This window comes from Inhella gelatinilytica, assembly GCF_016093295.1.
Taxonomy (GTDB): Bacteria; Pseudomonadota; Gammaproteobacteria; order Burkholderiales; family Burkholderiaceae_C; genus Inhella; species Inhella gelatinilytica.
In genome coordinates, this window is record NZ_JAEDAL010000002.1 from 615,870 (window position 1) to 634,749 (window position 18,880).

The 18,880-nt window shown below is 63.3% G+C and carries 21 protein-coding genes; 9 read left to right on the forward strand and 12 right to left on the reverse strand.

Translation table 11 applies throughout. The annotated features are described in order from the left end of the window. Positions 1-1,053: 1,053 nt before the first annotated feature. The 5 genes from fliJ to fliF are packed head-to-tail and all read right to left on the reverse strand — an operon-like array spanning position 1,054 to position 6,412. Positions 1,054-1,497, reverse strand: a complete 444-nt coding sequence (fliJ, locus tag I7X43_RS07750; protein ID WP_198100328.1) for a flagellar export protein FliJ — start codon at positions 1,495-1,497, stop codon at positions 1,054-1,056. Between the two features lie 3 nt (positions 1,498-1,500). Next, positions 1,501-2,910, reverse strand: coding sequence for a flagellar protein export ATPase FliI (fliI, locus tag I7X43_RS07755; protein WP_198100329.1), 1,410 nt, complete (start codon positions 2,908-2,910; stop codon positions 1,501-1,503). After that, positions 2,907-3,689 (reverse strand): FliH/SctL family protein, encoded by a 783-nt coding sequence (locus I7X43_RS07760; RefSeq protein ID WP_246480237.1) that lies wholly within the window; start codon positions 3,687-3,689, stop codon positions 2,907-2,909. The genes fliI and I7X43_RS07760 overlap by 4 nt, the downstream gene beginning before the upstream one ends. A gap of 18 nt (positions 3,690-3,707) precedes the next feature. Next, the gene (gene fliG / locus I7X43_RS07765) at positions 3,708-4,703 is read right to left on the reverse strand and encodes a flagellar motor switch protein FliG (RefSeq protein ID WP_198100398.1); all 996 of its coding nucleotides are present in this window, start codon (positions 4,701-4,703) and stop codon (positions 3,708-3,710) included. Between the two features lie 5 nt (positions 4,704-4,708). After that, positions 4,709-6,412, reverse strand: coding sequence for a flagellar basal-body MS-ring/collar protein FliF (gene fliF, locus I7X43_RS07770; protein ID WP_198100330.1), 1,704 nt, complete (start codon positions 6,410-6,412; stop codon positions 4,709-4,711). A 167-nt stretch (positions 6,413-6,579) separates the two neighbouring features. Here fliF and fliE point away from each other — a divergent pair, with 167 nt between their 5' ends. Then, positions 6,580-6,849 carry a flagellar hook-basal body complex protein FliE gene (gene fliE, locus I7X43_RS07775; RefSeq protein ID WP_246480275.1) on the forward strand — a complete coding sequence of 90 codons (270 nt, stop codon included), beginning with the start codon at positions 6,580-6,582 and terminating at the stop codon, positions 6,847-6,849. 5 nt (positions 6,850-6,854) lie between these two features. Here the strand turns inward: fliE and I7X43_RS07780 are convergent, their stop codons facing one another. From I7X43_RS07780 to I7X43_RS07810, 7 genes are all read right to left on the reverse strand, one after another. Next, a complete protein-coding gene (locus I7X43_RS07780; RefSeq protein ID WP_198100332.1) occupies positions 6,855-7,559 on the reverse strand; it encodes a flagellar brake protein in 705 nt (234 codons plus the stop codon). A gap of 43 nt (positions 7,560-7,602) precedes the next feature. Then, entirely contained in the window at positions 7,603-7,902 is a 300-nt protein-coding gene (locus tag I7X43_RS07785) for a flagellar protein FliT (protein ID WP_198100333.1), read from the reverse strand. Between the two features lie 19 nt (positions 7,903-7,921). Continuing rightward, on the reverse strand, positions 7,922-8,359 hold the full coding sequence (gene fliS, locus I7X43_RS07790) for a flagellar export chaperone FliS (RefSeq protein WP_198100334.1): 438 nt from the start codon (positions 8,357-8,359) through the stop codon (positions 7,922-7,924). 173 nt (positions 8,360-8,532) lie between these two features. Continuing rightward, entirely contained in the window at positions 8,533-9,972 is a 1,440-nt protein-coding gene (fliD, locus tag I7X43_RS07795; RefSeq protein WP_198100335.1) for a flagellar filament capping protein FliD, read from the reverse strand. Between the two features lie 111 nt (positions 9,973-10,083). After that, positions 10,084-10,950 (reverse strand): flagellin N-terminal helical domain-containing protein, encoded by an 867-nt coding sequence (locus I7X43_RS07800; protein ID WP_198100336.1) that lies wholly within the window; start codon positions 10,948-10,950, stop codon positions 10,084-10,086. A 209-nt stretch (positions 10,951-11,159) separates the two neighbouring features. Then, a complete protein-coding gene (locus I7X43_RS07805; RefSeq protein WP_198100337.1) occupies positions 11,160-11,996 on the reverse strand; it encodes a flagellin N-terminal helical domain-containing protein in 837 nt (278 codons plus the stop codon). A 285-nt stretch (positions 11,997-12,281) separates the two neighbouring features. Next, positions 12,282-13,115 (reverse strand): flagellin N-terminal helical domain-containing protein, encoded by an 834-nt coding sequence (locus I7X43_RS07810; RefSeq protein ID WP_198100338.1) that lies wholly within the window; start codon positions 13,113-13,115, stop codon positions 12,282-12,284. Between the two features lie 416 nt (positions 13,116-13,531). On the opposite strand from I7X43_RS07810, the gene I7X43_RS07815 reads away from it, so the two are divergent. From I7X43_RS07815 to I7X43_RS07850, 8 genes are all read left to right on the forward strand, one after another. Continuing rightward, positions 13,532-14,032: a tetratricopeptide repeat protein gene (locus tag I7X43_RS07815; RefSeq protein WP_198100339.1), complete on the forward strand. Its 501-nt coding sequence runs from the start codon at positions 13,532-13,534 to the stop codon at positions 14,030-14,032. A gap of 164 nt (positions 14,033-14,196) precedes the next feature. Continuing rightward, on the forward strand, positions 14,197-14,520 hold the full coding sequence (gene flhD, locus I7X43_RS07820; protein WP_198100399.1) for a flagellar transcriptional regulator FlhD: 324 nt from the start codon (positions 14,197-14,199) through the stop codon (positions 14,518-14,520). Positions 14,521-14,530: 10 nt separating this feature from the next. Next, complete coding sequence (gene flhC / locus I7X43_RS07825; RefSeq protein WP_198100340.1) at positions 14,531-15,067, forward strand: flagellar transcriptional regulator FlhC; 537 nt, start codon at positions 14,531-14,533, stop codon at positions 15,065-15,067. Between the two features lie 147 nt (positions 15,068-15,214). After that, a complete protein-coding gene (locus I7X43_RS07830) occupies positions 15,215-15,835 on the forward strand; it encodes a class I SAM-dependent methyltransferase (RefSeq protein WP_198100341.1) in 621 nt (206 codons plus the stop codon). A gap of 83 nt (positions 15,836-15,918) precedes the next feature. Beyond that, positions 15,919-16,776, forward strand: coding sequence for a flagellar motor stator protein MotA (motA, locus tag I7X43_RS07835; protein ID WP_198100342.1), 858 nt, complete (start codon positions 15,919-15,921; stop codon positions 16,774-16,776). Positions 16,777-16,788: 12 nt separating this feature from the next. Next, the gene (motB, locus tag I7X43_RS07840; RefSeq protein WP_198100343.1) at positions 16,789-17,706 is read left to right on the forward strand and encodes a flagellar motor protein MotB; all 918 of its coding nucleotides are present in this window, start codon (positions 16,789-16,791) and stop codon (positions 17,704-17,706) included. An 18-nt stretch (positions 17,707-17,724) separates the two neighbouring features. Then, entirely contained in the window at positions 17,725-18,114 is a 390-nt protein-coding gene (gene cheY / locus I7X43_RS07845; RefSeq protein WP_198100344.1) for a chemotaxis response regulator CheY, read from the forward strand. Positions 18,115-18,142: 28 nt separating this feature from the next. Continuing rightward, positions 18,143-18,775 carry a protein phosphatase CheZ gene (locus tag I7X43_RS07850; RefSeq protein ID WP_198100345.1) on the forward strand — a complete coding sequence of 211 codons (633 nt, stop codon included), beginning with the start codon at positions 18,143-18,145 and terminating at the stop codon, positions 18,773-18,775. The last annotated feature ends 105 nt before the right edge of the window (positions 18,776-18,880 follow it).

An 18,880-nucleotide genomic window follows, 5' to 3' on the forward strand; every position in this document is an offset into this window, starting at 1 on the left:
GCGAATTCGCCCAGGGCCGGTTGCGCATCCGTGAGGTTGGTGCCCACTGCGCGGCCCGCGGCCGCCGGGTGGTCGCTTCTGGCACGGGTCGCCGCCACTGTGGGGCCCAGGGACGGATGCGCCGCAGACGGTCGTTCCGAGGTGAGGCCCACCGACCGGAGCGAAAGACCCGCGGCGGCGACACCGGGTTCAGTGGGAGAGACGGGTTGAAATGGCGCCTGAGGGCTCACCGGAGCGCCCAGGGCACCGTGGAGGTCGGGCCCCGGGACCCCGGCGGGTGCGGTCAGTGGCTGCGTCGGCGGCAAGTCGGGTCGCGAGCGCGGTCCGCTCTCGACGTCGGCGCCCTGCGTAATTGGTTCGCCTGAAGCCCCGAGGCTCGACCCGGCGAGTTGAAGGGGTGTTGGCGTTTCCTCGGCCGACGTCGCTACGTCAGGTATCCAGCGATCGGCCAAGACGTGGCTCGCGCCGCCGCCAGCCTTCCACGGGGATTTGGTTTGAATTCCTGCGCGGCCCAAGCCTTCGCCGGGGTTCGGGTGGGGCGAGGCCTTGACGTTGCGTTCGGGCCGTTCGCCTGTCTGGGTGGGGAGCGTCGAGCTGAACGGGAGAGAGTGGTCCGGGTTGGACGGCACTTTGGCGAATTCAGGGGGTTGAGACCACGCCGAAGGAACGGGCATGAGTGCCGACGCACTTTGGGCCGAAGGCTGCTCAGGTTGGCGCTCCCCAGAGGTCGCCAACAGCCGGGCCAGGGGTGATTCGGTGGACGAAGTCCAGTCCGCAGTCGGGTCTTTCACCTCGGCGATCACAGGGAGCGGCCCCGGTACCGTGTCAGCCGCTTGGGGCGGGGCTGTTTCTGTCGCCGACAGGGGCTGAAGCGCCGCGGCAGAGGACTCCGCCCCAGGTGTTGCCCCGTCGCCGCCCTCCAGTTGAGCCGCCAATACCTCGGCGAAAAGCGGGCCGTCGCTCAGGCCGTCGGCACTGCCCGTTCCCGTTGGGGCGGCGAGGAAATCGAAGGCGGATGGAGGGGCAATGACAGGGGCCATGGAAGCCTCGCGGTTAGGGGGTGAGCGACCGGTGCGCCCGGGCCGCCCATTCGTCGTTCAATTTCTGGTCTTGCCGTTGCGCGATTTGCAAGGCCTCGGACTGGCGGCGCTCGATCAATTTCTTGAGGGAGGCCACGCGAAGCTCCCGTTGCTGTAGGGCGTCGCGCGTCGCGTTCCAACGGGACTCCAAGACCTGGATCAGCTGCCCCTGCTGTCCCAGGGCCTGACTCAGCCGCTCAGCGAAGCTGTGGACACACTGAAAAGTCTCGATCCCTACACCGTTCTGGGCCTCGCCGATCCAGCGTTGCTGGTAGCTGGCGCGGTACTGCACCAAATCGTCCGCTTGGCTCTGAGCGCGTGCAAGCGCGGCTTGGGCCTCGCCATGGGCCGCAAGCGCGGCATCCCGTTCGCGCTCGGCGTGTTCCAGCAGCAGGGCAAGGGTGTTCGAGGTGCTCATGACTTAGACCTTGATCACCGCACCCAGTTGGGCGACGGCCTGACCCAGTGACGCCGGACTGTGCATGTCCTGCTGAAGGAAATGCGCCATGTCGTTGTGGAGACGAACGGCCGCATCCAGATCGGGGTCGTGACCCGGCGCGTAAGCGCCCAACTGAATGAGGTCGCGCGCCTTGTTGTACTTGGCCAGCAACTGCCGGAAGCGGCGGGCTTGTTCCAAGTGTTCTCCCGGCGTAACGGCCGGCATGACGCGACTGATGGAGCGTTCCACATCGATCGCTGGGTAGTGCCCCGCCTCGGCCAACTCGCGGCTGAGCACGATGTGTCCGTCCAAAATGCCCCGCGCTGCATCGGCGATGGGGTCTTGCTGGTCGTCGCCCTCACTCAGCACCGTGTAGAACGCGGTGATGGACCCGCCGCCCGGCACGCTATTGCCACTTCGTTCCACCAATTGCGGCAGCTTGGCGAAACAAGAAGGGGGGTAGCCCTTGGTGGCCGGGGGCTCGCCGATGGCCAGGGCGATTTCACGCTGAGCCTGGGCATAGCGGGTGAGACTGTCCATCAGCAGCAGCACGTGTTGCCCGCGGTCGCGGAAGTGCTCAGCAATCGCCGTGGCGTAGGCGGCGCCTTGCAGGCGCACCAGGGGCGGCGCATCGGCGGGAGCGGCCACGACCACCGAACGGTCCAGCCCCTCTTGTTCCAGGATGTCTTCGATGAACTCTTTGACCTCACGGCCCCGCTCGCCGATGAGCCCGACCACGATGACGTCTGCAGCCGTGTAGCGAGCCATCATGCCCAGCAACACCGATTTGCCGACCCCAGTGCCCGCAAACAGGCCGATGCGCTGACCGCGCCCGACGGTCAGCAGGGCGTTGATGGCCCGTACACCCGTGTCCAGGGGCGTGCGAACGGGGTCACGATCCATGGCATTGATGGGCCGGCGGGCCATGGGCTCACGGACGACAGGGTGCAGTGGGCCCAAGCGATCCATGGGGTGGCCATGGGCGTCGACCACGCGCCCCAGCAGCCCTTCGCCCATGGGCAAGTGCAGGCCGCGGTCGGCATCGCGCCGCCACGGGTGACGCGGCTCCCCCAAGCGTGGCGGGCGGGGGGGCGTGTTTCTGGGCCGGACTCGGGCTCCACTGGAGAGGCCATGGAGTTCGTCGGTCGGCATCAAAAACGCGCGGTCGCCATGAAAACCCACCACTTCCGCGCGCGCAGGGCGGTCACCGGGCCGGGCCTCCGGCATCTGAATGTCGCAGAGCGAACCGACGGGAACTTGCACACCGCTGGCCTCCAGCACCAAGCCGGCCACGCGGGTAAGTTTGCCCGCGGCTTCAAAAGGCAAGGGGTCTGCCGCGTGGCGCTCCAGGTCGCTAAGGAAGTGCTGCCAGCGATTCAGGCGCTCCGTCATGGTGCATCCAATGCGTTCGGCTCTTCTGGGGCATCGGTCTCGCTGCTCCAGGCACTGGACACGCCCACTTGGGCCGCCACTTGTTTCCAGCGCTGGGCCACGAAGGCGTCCACGCTCCCGAGGTCGGATTCAACGCGGCAGTCGCCGCGGTGAAGGCTGGCGTCCGCCAACAGGTGGGCCCCGCGCGCTTTCAGGACGTCCGCCGCACCCTCCTGAACCAAGGGCAGGTCGTCAGGGTGGACAAAGAGGCGAACGTGGCGGGCACTCAGCATCAAGGCGTCCAGGGCGTCATGTGCCACTTTGGCGATGTGCTCAGGGTGCTGGCGCAACTCTTCGCGAACGATTTGCCGCGCCAACTCCACGGCAGTGCGGGTCAGCGCCTCGGCCATTTGCGATTCCAAGTCGGCGAAGGCCTGATCAAAGCTGCGAACCAGGGCACCCACCTGGGCCGCAACTTGGCGGGCATGGCTCTGCTTGAAAGCCTCGGCACTGGCTTGGCCGTCGCGCAGGCCATCCTGATAGCCCGCCTGGCGGGCGGCCGCCAGAATTTCCCGGGGGTCGGGCGGCGGGGGGGGGGGCGGGGTTTCAACTTTGGGCGCCGGAGCGCTGATGGGGGGGCGTGCCGGAGCCTCGCCCCCCAAGGAGTCCGGGCGCCAGGCTTGCACACCCTCCAACTCCTCGCGCGGGATGAACCGCCCGTAGCTGGGTTTGGCGCCGGTGCCCGGGGGGGGCGGCACGTTGGGGAAGGACTTGGCGTTCATGGTGCTGAAGGATGACATGGCGAGCCCCCAATCCCATTACAGGAATTGGTCGTCCCCTCCGGTGGCCAACACGATCTGACCTTCGTCCACCAAGCGGCGCACGATCTTGAGCATTTCCTTTTGCTCGGCCTCGACTTCGGACAGGCGCACCGGGCCGCGCGAATCCAAGTCTTCGCGCAGGGTTTCGGCCGCGCGGCTGGACATGTTGCGGAAGATCTTTTCCCGCAAATCCGGATTGGCCCCCTTGAGCGCCAGCACCAACGACTCGCTTTGCACTTCTTTGAGCAGGGATTGGATGCCCTTGTCGTCGATCTTTTCCAGGTCGTCGAAGGTGAACATGTTGTCCATGACCTTCTGTGCCAAGTCGGAGTCCAACTCGCGGATGTAGTCCAGCGCCGAGGCCTCGGTGGCACTGCCCATCATGTTGATGATTTCGGCCGCGGCCTTGACACCGCCCAGGCTGCTCTTCTTCATGCGGTCGCCGCCGGCCAGGATCTGGCTCATGACCTCATTCAGGTCCTTGAGCGCCGTGGGCTGCACACCGTCCAACGTGGCAATACGGATCAACACCTCATTGCGCTGCCGCTCGGTCCACAGTTTCAGGACGGAGGCCACTTGATCGAAGTCCAGATGGGCCAGGATGGCGGCCACGATCTGTGGGTGCTCGTTGCGCAGCAGTTCGGCCACAGAGCCGGGGTCCATCCATTTCAGACTTTCAATGGACGACACGTCGCTGCCTTGCAGGATGCGGTCGAGCAGCAGGTTGGCCTTGTCTTCGCCCAGGGCCTTGCGCAACACCTGGCGCACGTACTCATCGGTGTCGCTCACCAGCATGCTTTGCTGGTCGGCCACCTTATCGAACTGGCCCAGCACATCGTCCACGCGAGCCCGGGGCACGACCTTGAGCTTGGCAATGGTTTCGCCGAGTTTTTGAACTTCCTTGGGCTGCAAGTGCTTGAATACCTCGGAGGCTTCCTCTTCACCCAGGCACATCAGCAAGATGGCGGCGTCTTCTACGCCCTTGTCGTCCATGCCGCTCATATCGTGGGCTCCTCACCGTTGATCCAGGCCCGCACGATGTTGGCCACGGCCAAGGGGTTGTCTTTGGCCATGGCGCGGGCGCGTTGCAGCTTGGTTTGATCGAGCGGCGTTTCCAGACGCGGCATGGCTTCCACCGGCGCCGGAAGGACGGCTTGTTCCCCCACCACCTCAGACAGCGTTGCTCCGGGCTTCGCTGTTGGGCCTTCGACCTCAACTGGGGGCGGGTAGGCCGCGCGCAGCGCAGGACGCACCATGCCAAACACGATGATGAGGGCCACGAGCACCAAGGCAGCGGGCACGGCGCCAAAGCCAATGGCTTCGCGCACGATGGGCTGCTGCCACAGCGGGGTGTCCACGGTTTCCACCTTGGGTTGCACGAAGGGGCTGCTCACAACCTGCAGCGAGTCGCCGCGCTGCTCGACAAAGCCCACGGCTTCCCGCACCAAGGCGGTGATGCGATCCATCTCCGCCTGCGGCAAGGCTTCGGTGGTGGTTTTTCCCTTGGCGTCGGTTTTGCTGCGGTGGTTCAGGACCACGGCGGCGGTGAGGCGTTTGACCGTGCCGGTCGCCAGACGGGTGACTTTTACCGTCTTGTCGACCTCGTAGTTGCGGGTTTCGTCCCGCCGACTGCTGGTGTTGCCGCTGCCGCCCTGCTGAGCGGCCTGCAAGGGCCCGCTGGCACCGGTCACGGGCGCGGTCGCCTGTACCGGCGGCTGGTTGGACGAGGCGCCCGGAACGCCCGTGGGGGGTTGCACGTTCGTGTTCTGGCTCTCGTTCACCACGTGGCTGCGAAGGGTTTGCTGGGCGGTGTTGCCCTGATTGGGCGCATACGCTTCGCTGGTTTGCTCGCTCTGAGAGAAGTCGATATCCGCGGTCACCGTGGTGCGGAAATTCTCCCGTCCCACCAGGGGTTCCAGCAGCGCCTGAATGCGGGTGGCCAGGCTGTGTTCCAGGTTTTGCTTGTAGAGCATCTGCTGGGCGTCCATGCCCAACGCGCCCTGGCCGTCTTCGTTGTTGGACAGCAGCTTGCCCGTTTGATCCAACACACTCACGGCCTTGGGGTTGAGCTCGGGAACCGAGGCCGAAACCAAATGGATGATGCCGGCGATTTGGTTGCGATCCAAGTTGCGACCCCCTCGCACATGCAGCATGACCGAAGCGCTGGGCTTTTGCTGCTCGCGGAAGAAGCCCGTCTGCTGGGGAATGGCCAAGTGAACGCGGGCGTCGGCCACGTCGGCCAGCGCGGTGATGGTTCGGGTCAATTCACCTTCCAAGGCGCGCTGGAAGTTCAGGCGTTCGTTGAATTGCGTTTGCCCGATCGACGGTTTGTCCAATAACTCAAAGCCCACCAAACTGCCCTTGGGCAGGCCATTGCTCGCCAGCTTCATGCGCAGGTCGTACACCTGGGAAGCAGGCACCAGAATGGTCCCGCCCGGCTCGCTGCGGTAGTTAACCTGCATTTGGGCCAGCTGGGCAATGACGGCGCCCCCGTCCTTGTCGGACAGACCCGTGAAAAGGGGCCGGTAGTCGGCCGTCCCGGTGCGGGTGCCCAGCAAGGCGATGACCGCAACCAGCAGGAGCAGGCCCAGGAAAAGGCCCAACTGGTTGCGGCGCGGCAGCGCCTTCAGTCGGTCGGCAAAACCGGGCTCGGTGCCAAGTGCCACGGGAGTGGCGGCCGTCGGGGCGAGGGTGGTCTCCATAGCTGCCGATTTTTTGGGATCTGCCCCTTAAGTAGGCGCCAAACAGGCCGATAAAGCCAGCCCTTTTGCAGGCTTAGGAGCGTGTGGCGGGGCCTAACCTCTCGCCCATCATGAATCCGGTCCAGCTCAAGCCCTTCGACTTTGCCGCCGCCGTGCAGCGTGCGGGGATGAAGCTGCCTGCCAGCGCGCCGACGGCTGCCTCCGCGGTTCAAGGCGGTAGTTTTTCAGAGGCCATGACCACCGCGTTGAAATCCGTGAGCCAGCAACAGTTGCAGGCCTCACAGCTTCAGCGCGAGTTGCAGTTGGACAACCCGACGGTGAGTTTGGAGGAGACCATGGTGGCCATGCAAAAGGCCCAGGTCGGGTTCCAAGCCGTCCTGCAAGTGCGCAATCGCTTGGTGTCGGCCTACTCCGACATCATGAACATGCAGGTTTGATCGCGCTAGCGTGGCAAATTGCGCTGACGGCGCTGAAGCTGATTCAAGTACAGCGCCAGTTGCCGCTCACCCTCCGGGGGCAGGGTCACGAAGGTGCAACCCACGCGAACATGCTCCCGCTCCACACGCACATGCTGGACTTGCAGCGTGACCGGAATGCGGTGCTCAAGCCCCATTTCCAATTCAAGCCCCGTGAGCAAGGCGCCAGGCGCCGGCTTTTCGCAGGAGTCGGGCCAGTGCAAGGCAATACCGCCCGCGCTCAGGTCAAAGGTCCGCACGCGCAGTGGCAGTGCGCCCACACGGGGCATCAACAGTCGGGGGTGGTGCAGGCTGGCGGGCTGAACCCGAAACGTTTGCCGACGCTGGTGTCGCCGCAACTCTGACGGCAGCGCAACGCGCAGGGCAGGCAATCCGCCGGTTTCCACCAGCGAACGTTCGGCGGGCAGTTCGAAGTCCATTTGCACGCCGCCCTGGTGGGCGACGGCGTGTACCGGACCCTGCAACAGCCAAGGCGGGGCACTCAAGGTCAGGCCCGGAAGTCTCAAATCCCAGTTGTGCAACTCGGGCCGCACTTGCACGGGGAGCAGCTCGAGAGTGGGTCCGCTCGGGGCGATCAAGCGGACGAGCGTTTCGCGCTCCACCAACTCCTGCAGCCAGGCGGCAATTTCTCGCGGGTGCTGAAGGCTCAAGGCGGGGGCGGTTAGCGTCATGAAGTCGGTCGTCCTGCCCCAGGGCGACCTCCCTGGGGGGGCGTCAGTGTACGGTTTGGCCCCGGTGCTGGGCTTTGAGCCCCAACTCATCCATCCAGGGCTCGGCCAGCTGCCGAATCTCTGCGTCGTTGAGCAAGATGCGCTGCATGATCTTGGCCTTGAGCGGCGCTTCGGACGCGGTGAGGGATTGGGAGTCAGCCGCCGATTTCAGTTGCGAAATCAGCACGGCGCAGGCCCCCTCCATGCGCACCACCTCGTCCCAGTCGCCCACTCGGGCGGCCTGCAACATCTGAGCGCTGGCCTGTTCGATGGCTTCGTAATAGCTGAGCAGTTGCGTGTTCATGGCGATTGAATGCAAGGGGTTAAGCGGCCACGCGGCGGGTCTCAACTTGGGGGGCAATGGCCGACCAAGCATCGCGAACGGGCTCCAATAGCAGGCGCACCTCCTGAAGGGCGGCTCCATCGTCTCGCGCGTTGGCTTGAACCAGGCGCAGACTGGCGTAGCTGTACAGCTCGTGGAGCTGACGGGCCAATTCACCGCCGGCTTCCAGATCCAGCCCGGCCTTGAGGCCTTCGTCCAAGATGCGCACGGCGCGACTGAGTGCGTGGGCTTTGAGTTCGCGCTGCTGGGCTTCGAGCGCACCTTGGGCCTGTGCCAGGGCGGTGAACAAGCCTTCGAAGAGCATGGCGATCAGCCGGTGCGGGCTGGCGCTGTGCACCTCGGTTTCCAGCCCGACGCGGCTGTAGACGTTGTTGGGGCGCTGGTGACGGGAAGCAAAGGGGGATGCGGTGCCGTACATGGTGGTGTCCTGCGTATGACAGGTTTTCGGCGAGGTCTCGATCAACTTGAGTCCATCAAAGCGGCGGAATGCTGGGTTCTGGACGCCTATTTCAGGACAAGTGGCTCGGTCTGGCAAGTCCAACAAAAACGCCCACATTCAAGTGGGCGTTTTTGTCGGGTACACGCGGGGACTTACAGCTTGGACAACTGCTGATTCAAGTAGGACGACACGCCTTGCATCCGGCTCATGCTGCCATCCAGTGCGGTGTACTGGGCACGCAAACGGCGCTCAGCCAAGGCCACCCGGCGCTCCAACTCGGTCTCACGTTTGTCGTTGGTCGAGATGCGATCCTGCAGCCCCTTTTGGCGGTTCGTGAGGCGCCCGTCCGTGGACAGCAGGGCGTCGGCCATTTCCCGCAAACGGAGGGCCAAGCCGTTGTTGGCGCTGTTGCCAGCATCTTCACCGCTGAGCAGGGCCTTCAAATCGGTGGCTTTGGCCACGGCGGCGTCCAGCTTCGTGTCGTTGACTTTGAGTGACCCGTCACTGCTGGGGTCCAATCCGATCTCGGCAAACCGCGTCAGCGTGCCGCCCAGCGTGCTGGTACTGCCCGCCAGGTTGCGCATTTGGTTGATCAAGGACACCACGGTGCTGTCCCCCTGCAGCGGCCCTGCCGTTTTTGTGGCGGCGTCGTAGCGGCTTTGATCGCGCAGCAGTTTCAGGGTGTCGTTGTAGGCGGCCGCGAAGTCGGTAACGGCCTTCTTGATGGCCGCCTTGTCCTGGCCCACCGTGATGGTGATGGGGTCCGCACTGGTCTTGCTGAGCGTGAAACTCACGCCTTCGATGGCCGAGCTGATGGTGTTGCTGGCGGATTCGATGTCCACCCCTTCGATCGTGGCCTGCGCATTGACGGCCGTCTGTTTGATCGAGCCGGTGTTGACGGGGCTGAGTGTGCTGCGGTCGTAGGCGAAAGCCGACAGGCCAGTGCCATCGGTGGAATTGCCATCGTCGTCCGCCACGGTGACGCGGAACGCATTGGCGGCGCCGGGGTCCACGCCTCGCATGACCAGACGAGACCCATTGGCGTCGGTCACCACGCTGGCCACGATGCCCAGCTTCATGGCATTGATCTTGTCGCGCACCTTGTCCAACTGGTCATCCCCCGAAATCACGGGGATGACCAGGGAGGTTCGGGCCGGATCGGCGTCGAAATTCACCTCCCCGAGGTTGTTGGTCGTGTAGGTGCCGAAATCAATGGTGATGGTGCCCGTTCCCGTGCTGGATCCCGTGGGCTGCGCGGCGGAGGCCAGGCTCTGCGCCGCGGCCAAACGGGTCACAGTCACCCCATAGCTGCCGGCGGCCGTTCCGTTGACAGCACTGGCGCTCACGGCGGCCGCATTGGTGCTGCTGGTGGAAACCGCCCCGAACGTGTCCGCTCGCGTGAGTTTGCTGGCGGCATCCCGAAGGGCCGACAGGCTGGATTGCAGCTTGCCGTAGGCCGACAACTGGGTTTTGAGCCCGTCGGTGCGCTTTTGAAGCTGCTGGATGGGGGCGCGCTCGACCGAAACCAGCTTGCTGATCAGGGACTCGACATCCAGGCCGCTGCCGATGCCGGCGGAAGTAATACTGGCCATGGTGGAACTCCTCAACTCTCCTACAAATGCAAAGGGCGAACATCCCGATGGAGGTTCGCCCTAGGCACTTCGACCGGTTCCGGGGGAACTTTAGGCCGGTTTGAGACTTTTTTATCCGCGCAGCAGTTGCAGGACTTGCTGAGGCAACTGGTTGGCCTGCGCCACCATCGCCGTACCCGCTTGCTGCAAGATGTTGGCGCGGCTGAGATTGGAGGTTTCTTGGGCGTAATCCGCGTCCATGATCCGGCTGCGCGCCGCCATTTGGTTCTCGTGGGCGATTTGCAAATTCGCAATCACGGCTTCAAAGCGATTTTGCTGGGCCCCCAGCGTGGCGCGTTCGGAATTGATCAGGTCCAGCGCCGAATCGATGCCGTTGATGACCCCGGCCAGCATGCCGTTGTCTGCAGCCGCGCCGATGATCATGCGGCCATTGCCTTGGTTGTCGGTACCCGCCACCGTGGTTACCGTTCCATTCACCGAGAGGTCGGTGGTGGTGAAGTCAATGGTGTCGTTGGCGGTGGTGTTGGCGCCAATCTGGAAGATTTGCGTTCCCGCCGCCTGCGCCAAGATGGCCTTGCCGTTAAATGTGGTGCCCTGGACGATGCGCTGGATTTCTTTGGCCAGCTCGCCAAACTCTTTGTCCAGCGAATCTTTGTCGCTGTCGGAGTTGGTGGCATTGCGGGCCTGCACCGTCAATTCCCGCATGCGCTGCAGGTTTTCCGTGACCTTGGCCAAGGCGCCTTCGGCAACCTGCGCCAACGAAATGCCGTCATTGGCATTGCGAATGGCGACGGCCATGCCCCGAGCCTGCGCATACATGCGCTCGGCAATGGCCATGCCGGCGGCGTCGTCCTTGGCGGAGTTCACGCGCAAGCCGGAAGACAGTCGCTGAGTGGCCGTCATCAGCGAGCTCTGCGACATGTTCAGATTGCGCTGCGCATTGAGCGAGGCAATGTTGGTGTTGATGATCTGAGGCATGAGCGCACTCCTTGCGTCGGGGTCGCCGCACCCGCGGCGGGAACGGCCGACTCAAAGGTCGACGCGTTGACGCAGATTTTTGGAGCGCTCGCTGCACCGCAATCGGTGGAAAAGGCCGAGGTTTCCGGTGCAATCCGAAACCGAGAAACGTCCCGCCCACACCCTGGCGGGACGTCTTGTGCCTTCGTTTCGCGTCAGCGGAGAGGGGCTTAGCCGCGCAATAGCGTCAGCACGCCCTGCGGCATGGCATTGGCCTGAGCAATCATGGAGTTGCCGGCCTGCTGCAGGATGTTGGCGCGGCTCAGGTTCGCCGTTTCGACTGCGAAGTCCGCATCGACGATGCGGCTGCGCGCAGCGGTTTGGTTTTCGTGCGCCACCATCAAGTTGCTGATGACCGCTTCGAAGCGGTTTTGCGTGGCCCCGTAAACGGCTCGTTCCCCGTTGACCTTGTTCAGGGCGAGGTCAATGTTGTCGATCACCGTCTTGAGGGCGGCCACGTCTCCCGTGAGGTTGGAGCCGGTGACGGCTTGAATGTCAACGTCCGCCGAAAAGTCCGACGTGGTGACGATGATTTCGTCGTTGCCGGTCGTGTTGGCACCGATTTGGAACAGGAGGGCTCCCGCATCTGCGCCCACGATGGCTTTGCCGTTAAACGTCGTGCCGGCCAGTACGCGGCCAATCTCGGAGCCCAATTGTTGGTACTCCTTGTCCAGCGAAGCCTTGTCGGCATCGGTGTTGGTGGCGTTGCGCGCTTGCACCGCCAATTCGCGCATGCGCTGCAGGGCATCGCCCACTTTGGACAGGGCCCCTTCGGCCACTTGTGCCATGGAGATGCCGTCGTTGGCATTGCGGATGGCTACCGCCATGCCGCGCGCCTGGGCATTCATGCGCTCGGAAATGGCGAGACCGGCGGCGTCGTCCTTGGCGGAGTTGACGCGCAGTCCCGAAGACAGGCGCTGGGTGCTGACCAGCAAGGAAGCCTGGCTGGTGGCGGTGTTTCGCTGCGCGTTCAGCGAAGCGATGTTGGTGTTGATGATGGCAGGCATGACGCTTTCCTCTCAAGTGAAGGCCGAAGGAACTGCAAAGCGGGTGATGCGAAATGCAGCATCCGGTAGGCAGGTTTTCGACGCAGAGGAGAGCGACTTAAGCCGCAAGTCCGCCAGCGATCCCTTGAAATGACCGCCGTCTTCCCCCTAATAAAAGGGTTAGGGTTCGGACGGGGTCAGGGAGGTCCTTGTGCTGGAGGGCTCCGACTCGCCGGTTCAGGCGCCGGCGGCGCCCGGGCCGCCGGTTGACCGGCCTCGCCAGAGATCAGCGAAGCCGGCCAGGCGTCATCGAAGCAGTGAGAGCACCTGCTGGGGCATGGCGTTCGCCTGCGCGATCATCGACGTGCCCGCTTGTTGCAGGATCTGGGCGCGCGACAGGTTCGCCGTTTCCACGGCGAAGTCGGCGTCGGTAATCCGGCTGCGGGCGGCGGCTTGGTTTTCCGACGACACCATCAGGTTGCTGATCACGGCATCGAAGCGGTTCTGCACGGCACCGTAGGTGGCGCGCTCGCCGTTCACCGTGCCGAGCGCGGTATCGATGTTGTCAATCACCGTGGCCAAGGCGGTGGCGTCACCGGTGAGGTTGCCGCCGGTCACTGCCGTGATGTTGGCGTTGCCGGTGAAGTCCGTCGTGGTGACGGTGATGATGTCGTTGGCCGTGGTGTTGGCGCCGACCTGGAACACCTTATCCCCAGCGTTGGCGCCGACGATGGCCTGACCATTAAAGGTCGTTCCGCCCAGCACGCGGCCGATTTCCGCCCCAAGTTGCTGGTATTCCTTGTCCAGCGACTGTTTGTCGGCATCGGTGTTGGTGGCATTGCGGGCCTGGACTGCCAGTTCACGCATGCGCTGCAGCGCATCGCCCACTTTGGAGAGCGCGCCTTCCGCCGTTTGGGCCAGCGAGATGCCGTCATTGGCATTGCGGATGGCCACATTCATGCCCCGAACTTGGGCATTCATGCGCTCCGAAATGGCCAGACCGGCGGCGTCATCCTTCGCGGAGTTGACGCGCAGACCCGAGGAGAGCCGCTGAACAGCAACCGTCAAGGCTTGCTGGCTTGAGGCTGCATTGCGCTGGGCGTTCAGCGAGGTGATGTTGGTATTGATAACTGCGGGCATGGTGCGTTCCTTTCAGTAATGAACAGGGCCCGGCTGGGCCGCAAGTGGAGGTTGCCCCCCGCTCCGGCGGCCTTTGGGCGTTCCGCGCCGACCTTTCGGTGTGGCTTGGGCGTCCCTGGGGCTGGGTCTGCCGGGCAACGAGATCCGTCACCAGATCCGTTGGATGCTGTATCGGAATGCCGCCGGAAAAACTTTAGGACGACTTGTCAAGAGGGGGGATCTTTTGAAAAGAGGGGGTGAAAGCGGCCATATTTCCGCCCCTGTTTCTTGAGGGTAAGCAGTGGGGCAATGGCGGTTCATTTCAGCGGCTTGCGGCGGGCCCATCTGCCTAAAGTCAGCTGCAATTCGTCCGACGCGCGCTGGCGCGCAGTGCTTCCTCATTGGGCGGATTTCTGCTCATCCCACAGGAGTGCCCAATGTCTCTCGCAACTGTCCAACCCAACGAACTGGCCCGCACCATGGCCGCGACAGGCGTGGTGCCCATGCCCGGCCAGTCCATGAACGAAGCCGTGGCTCTGTTGGCTGCGGCCCGCAACGCCGCGTACGCCGAAGCGGCCCGAGGTCGGCTGGGGCAAGGGGTTTCCCTGATTCTTCGGGCCATGGAATGCCAACCCATGAGCTTTGAATTGCAGAGCGACATGGCGGCGCTGTTGCTGTCGGCCGGCGAGTTGGCGCATGCGGTGTCCTATGCCCGCGCGGCGCTGCGCACGCAGCCCAAACACGGGCCGAGCCTGTATGCCCTGGGTTTTGCGCTGTCGGGCTTGGGCGAGGCCGAGGAGGCCGCGCGCACCTTGCGTCGCATCCTGCGGGGCGCCGCCCGAGCCTCGCTGCTGGCCGAGGCGCCGGAATTGCTCCCCTTGGTCAAGGCGGAATTGGGTCGCATTCAGCGCTTGCAGCGTCGGTCCCCTCGGGGGTGAGGCGGCGGCCCTGACCGGTGTGTCAGATTTTTTCTGACAGGCCACCCTGGTTTTGACGGACGTCGAGCTTGGAATGGGGCTGATTTCCCCATCTGCTCTGGGTTTTCAGAATTCGCTCCATGGCATCGCAACCCAGCGGTGCCGCCCCCAACAAGGAGCGAGCCGTGAACACCGAGCAAATCCTGGCTGAAATTCGCGAAACGAATCTTTCTTACCTGATGCTGGCTCAGGGCCTGATTCGCGCGGATCGCGAACAGGCCCTGTACCGCCTGGGCGTTTCCGAGGAAGTGGCTGACCTGCTGGCCCAACTCTCGCCGGCGCAGGTCATGAAGCTGGCCGGTTCGAGCACGCTCCTGTGCCGCTTCCGCATGGAAGACGATTTGGTGTGGAACCTGCTGACCAGTAACCACAAGCCCACGGTCAACGAGCAATCGTCCAAGCTGCATGCCTCGATCTTGATGGCGGGCCGCCACTCCGAAGCCCTGTAAGGAGATCACCATGCCCCGCGTCAAGAGCATCCTTTCCGAAGCCAAGCAAATCGAACGCGCGGTCACGCTCATCCAGTTGGGGGCGCGTCTGCAGGTGTTGGAGTCGGAAACCGACCTCAGCTATGAGCGCCTGCTGCGTCTGTACAAAGAGGTGTCGGGCCGCTCGCCGTCAAAAGGCCAGCTCCCGTTCTCCACGGACTGGTTCATGACCTGGCAGCCCAATATTCATGCCTCGCTGTTCCTGAACATCCACGAGTACCTGAACAAGGCAGCCGCGTTGGATGAAATTGACACGGTGATCAAGGCGTACAAGCTGTACTTGGAACATGCTCAGGCGCAAAGCATCGAGCCGCTGCTGTCGGTCACCCGGGCCTGGCGACTGGTCAAGTTCATCGACAATGGCATGCTGACGCTGACGCCGTGCGCCAAGTGCGGTGGGCACTTCGTGACCCATCCCCACGAGATCTCGCGGCACTATGTTTGTGGTCTGTGCAATCCGCCTGCGCGAGCCGGCAAAGGCCGTGGCGCCGAGCCCTTGGCGCATTGATTGATCCACCGCCCCTTGCTGGGCATTGCCCCTGCTGTCTCCTTGTCCTGGAATCCGCCCATTTCCATTTGGCCCTTTTCGGCGCTGTTGGCCTGGGCTGCGGCATGGGTTGTTGGGGTGAGCGTAGGGGGGGCATGGGGGGCGGCGTTGGCCGGATTGACCTGCGCCGGTTTGGCGGGGTTGCATCGCCGACCGGCTCGCCGGTGGATTACGTTATTGGGCTTGCCGGTGGCCTATGGCTTGGTGAGTGCCGCGATCCCCGCGTGGATTTGGCTGCTGAGTGCGGTGCTGATACTCGTGCTGTATCCCCCCAACCGATGGGGCGAAGCGCCGCTCTATTTGACGCCCGCTTCGGCGCTGTCCGGAGTCGGGTTGCAACTTCAACTTCCCTCGGGCGGGCGGGGGTTGGACGCCGGGTGCGGCAGTGGAGCCGGACTGCGCGCCTTGCGCCGTGAGTGGCCTCAGTTGGTGTGGTCCGGAACAGAGGCCAGCGCTCTGTTGGCGCAGTGGACCCGGTGGCGCTGCCCGTGGGCGACCATTCGTTGTGGCGATTTGTGGCTGGACGACTGGCGCAGCGAAACGCTGGTTTATGTGTTCCTGCGCCCCGAATCGATGGAAAAGGTGCGAGAAAAAGCCCGCGCCGAGCTTCAGCCGGGCGCCTGCCTGCTCAGCTTGGATTTTCCGCTGCCCGATGTGAAACCCAGCGCCAGTTGGCCTGCGGGTGGGCGGCACCGGCTGTATCTTTATCGCGCCGAAGCCTTGAATTGAGACGGCCAAGGGGGCTGTTTGTGCCGCGATCGGCGTGCGATTGCTTGCACAATGGGGCGGTCCATCGCTTCCTTTAGCGCCCCATGTTCGTCATCATCGGCTGGGTTCTTATGCTGATTTGCGTGTTCGGTGTGTTCATCGTTCACGGAGGCAACATCAGTGTTATTTTGAAAGCGCTCCCCTTTGAGATGACCACCATCTTCGGGGCGGCTATTGGCGCTTTCTTGGCTAACAACCAAATGCCCGTTGTCAAAGCGGCAGCGGCGGGGGTCGGCCTGTGCTTTAAAGGCAGCAAATACACCAAAGACCGGTACATGGAATTGCTGGCGCTGCTGTATGACATCCTCCAGAAAGCGCGCAAAGAAGGCCTGATGTCCATCGAGAAAGACGTCGAGGACCCGCACAACTCCCCCCTGTTTCAAAAATATCCGAATGTGGGCCACGACCACCATGTGACCGAGTTCGTCACGGACTACCTTCGCATGATGGTGAGCGGCAACCTCAATGCCCATGAGATTGAGGCGCTCATGGATGCCGAGATTGAGACCCACCACCACGAAGCCCACGCGCCGGTGGCCGCCCTGCAGCGGCTGGCGGGTGGCTTGCCCGCCTTCGGGATCGTGGCGGCTGTCTTGGGTGTGGTGAACACCATGGGCTCTGTGGGGCAGCCGCCCGCGGTGTTGGGGGGCATGATTGGTTCCGCGCTGGTTGGAACCTTTCTCGGGATCTTTTTGGCCTATGGCATGGCTGAGCCTCTGGCTGGCTTGCTGGAACAGAAGTTGGATGAGGCCGGCAAGGAGTTGGTCTGCATCAAGACCACGCTCCTGGCCTCAATGCAGGGCTATGCCCCCCAAGTGGCCATCGAGTTCGGTCGCAAGGTTCTGTACAGCAACGTGCGTCCGACCTTCGTGGAGTTGGAAGCGCACGTGAAGAAGAAGTAAGGGTGGTCCGCCATGGCCGGCGATACCAAAAAACTCCAGCCCATCATTGTCAAGAAGATCAAGAAGGGCGGTCACGGGGCTCATGGCGGTGCATGGAAGATCGCCTACGCCGACTTCGTGACCGCCATGATGGCGTTCTTCTTGTTGATGTGGCTGCTGGGCTCAACCACCGAGGGCGACAAGAAGGGCATTGCGGACTACTTCAGCTCGCCACTCAAGATTGCGATGTTCGGTGGGTCGGGCTCGGGTGATGCCTCTTCCGTCGTGAAGGGAGGAGGCAAAGACCTGTCGCGAGAAACCGGTCAGGTCAAGGAAGGCGAGACCGAAGCCAAGAAGAAGTTGTACAACCTAAAGGCGCTGAAAGAAGAGCAGCGTCGTGCGGAGCGCTCGCGCCTGGAAGAGTTGAAGAAGAAGGTCGAAGAGAAAATTTCTCAAAGCGCAGGGTTGGCCTCTTTGGGCGGGCAGATCAAGCTAGACATGACCAAAGAGGGGCTGCGAATTCAAATCGTCGACCAGGGCAATCGGCCGATGTTCGATTCCGGCTCGGCGGTGGTGAAGCCCTACATGCGCGAGCTGTTGCAAGAACTCGGCGCGGTGCTGGCGGAGGTGCCCAATCGCCTGACCATTGAGGGGCACACGGATGCGCAAGCCTTCGCCGGGGGAACACGCGGCTACAGCAACTGGGAATTGAGCGCCGATCGCGCCAATGCGTCACGTCGAGACTTGGTGGCTGGGGGTTTGCCCGAGGCGCGAATGTTGCGCGTTCAGGGCCTGGCTTCGAGTAAGCTTCTTGACGCCCAAGCCCCGGAAAGCCCTGTGAACCGCCGGATCAGCATCATCGTGATGAACCGGGACGCCGAGGACGCGGTATTGAAAAACTTGAGCGACGAGGAAGAGCCCCCGAGCCCTCCGGCGTCGACGCCTGAATGAGACTGGAAGGATTGACCCATGAGCAGTGACATGCGGTTTCTGATCGTTGACGACTTCTCCACCATGCGCCGCATCGTGCGGGGCCTGCTCAAAGAGATTGGCTACACCAATGCGGAAGAAGCGGAAGACGGTGCTGAAGCTTTGACTTTGTTGCGTGCCTCGAAGTTTGATTTCGTGGTCAGCGACATCAACATGCCCAACATGACGGGCTTTGAGCTGCTCAAGGCCATCAAGGAAGACGCCAACCTCAAGCACCTGCCGGTGCTGATGGTCACCGCCGAAGCCCGCAAAGAAGATATCGTCCTGGCCGCCCAAACCGGGGCTGCAGGCTACATCGTCAAGCCATTCACCAAGGCCACGCTCGAAGAGAAGGTCCAGAAGATCATTCAAAAGATGCAAGGCGCCTGAGCCTTCTTCTTCAACACGGAGAAAAACCATGGAGATGGAAGAGCTCGCCAAACTGGCCCAGGGCCAGGCGCTGACGGTGGACCCAGCGGTGTTTCAGCAGCTGGGCACGATCACCCGTCTGCTGCACGACACCATGGAGCAACTGGGCGTTATGCCCAAATTGCAGGTGGCGACCGACGGATTGCCCGATGCGCGCAGCCGCCTGACTTACATCGCCGACAAGACGGCCAATGCCGCCAACAAGGTGCTGAACTCGGTCGATCAAGCCAAGCATGAGCACGAAGCCATCGCTTCGGCGACCCGTGAGTTGGCGGCCAAACTCACGGCCGATCCCGTTCGCGCGGTAGCCAGTGGGGCGGTCATGAACTTCGTGACGGAGGTTGAGGGCAAGACGGCCAAAATCGACCAGCACCTGACCGACATCATGATGGCCCAGGACTTCCATGACCTGACGGGCCAGGTGGTGAAGAAGGTGGTCCAACTGACCAGTGACCTGGAGGACAGCTTGGTGAAGCTGCTGGTGCAGGTGGTGCCGCCCGATCAGCGCGAAAAGGTGAGCCAGGAAGTGCTTCAGGGCCCCGTGGTGAACCCGGAGGGTCGTGTGGACGTGGTCCAGAACCAGAGCGAAGTGGACGATCTGTTGGCCTCGCTGGGCTTCTAAGACGCGCGCGGCGCGGGAAGACGCCAGACGGGAGGCTGTGGCCTCCCGTTTGCATTTCGGGAACTGGGCGGTTTTCCCCGGCCTTTTCTCGCTCAAGTTTGCAGG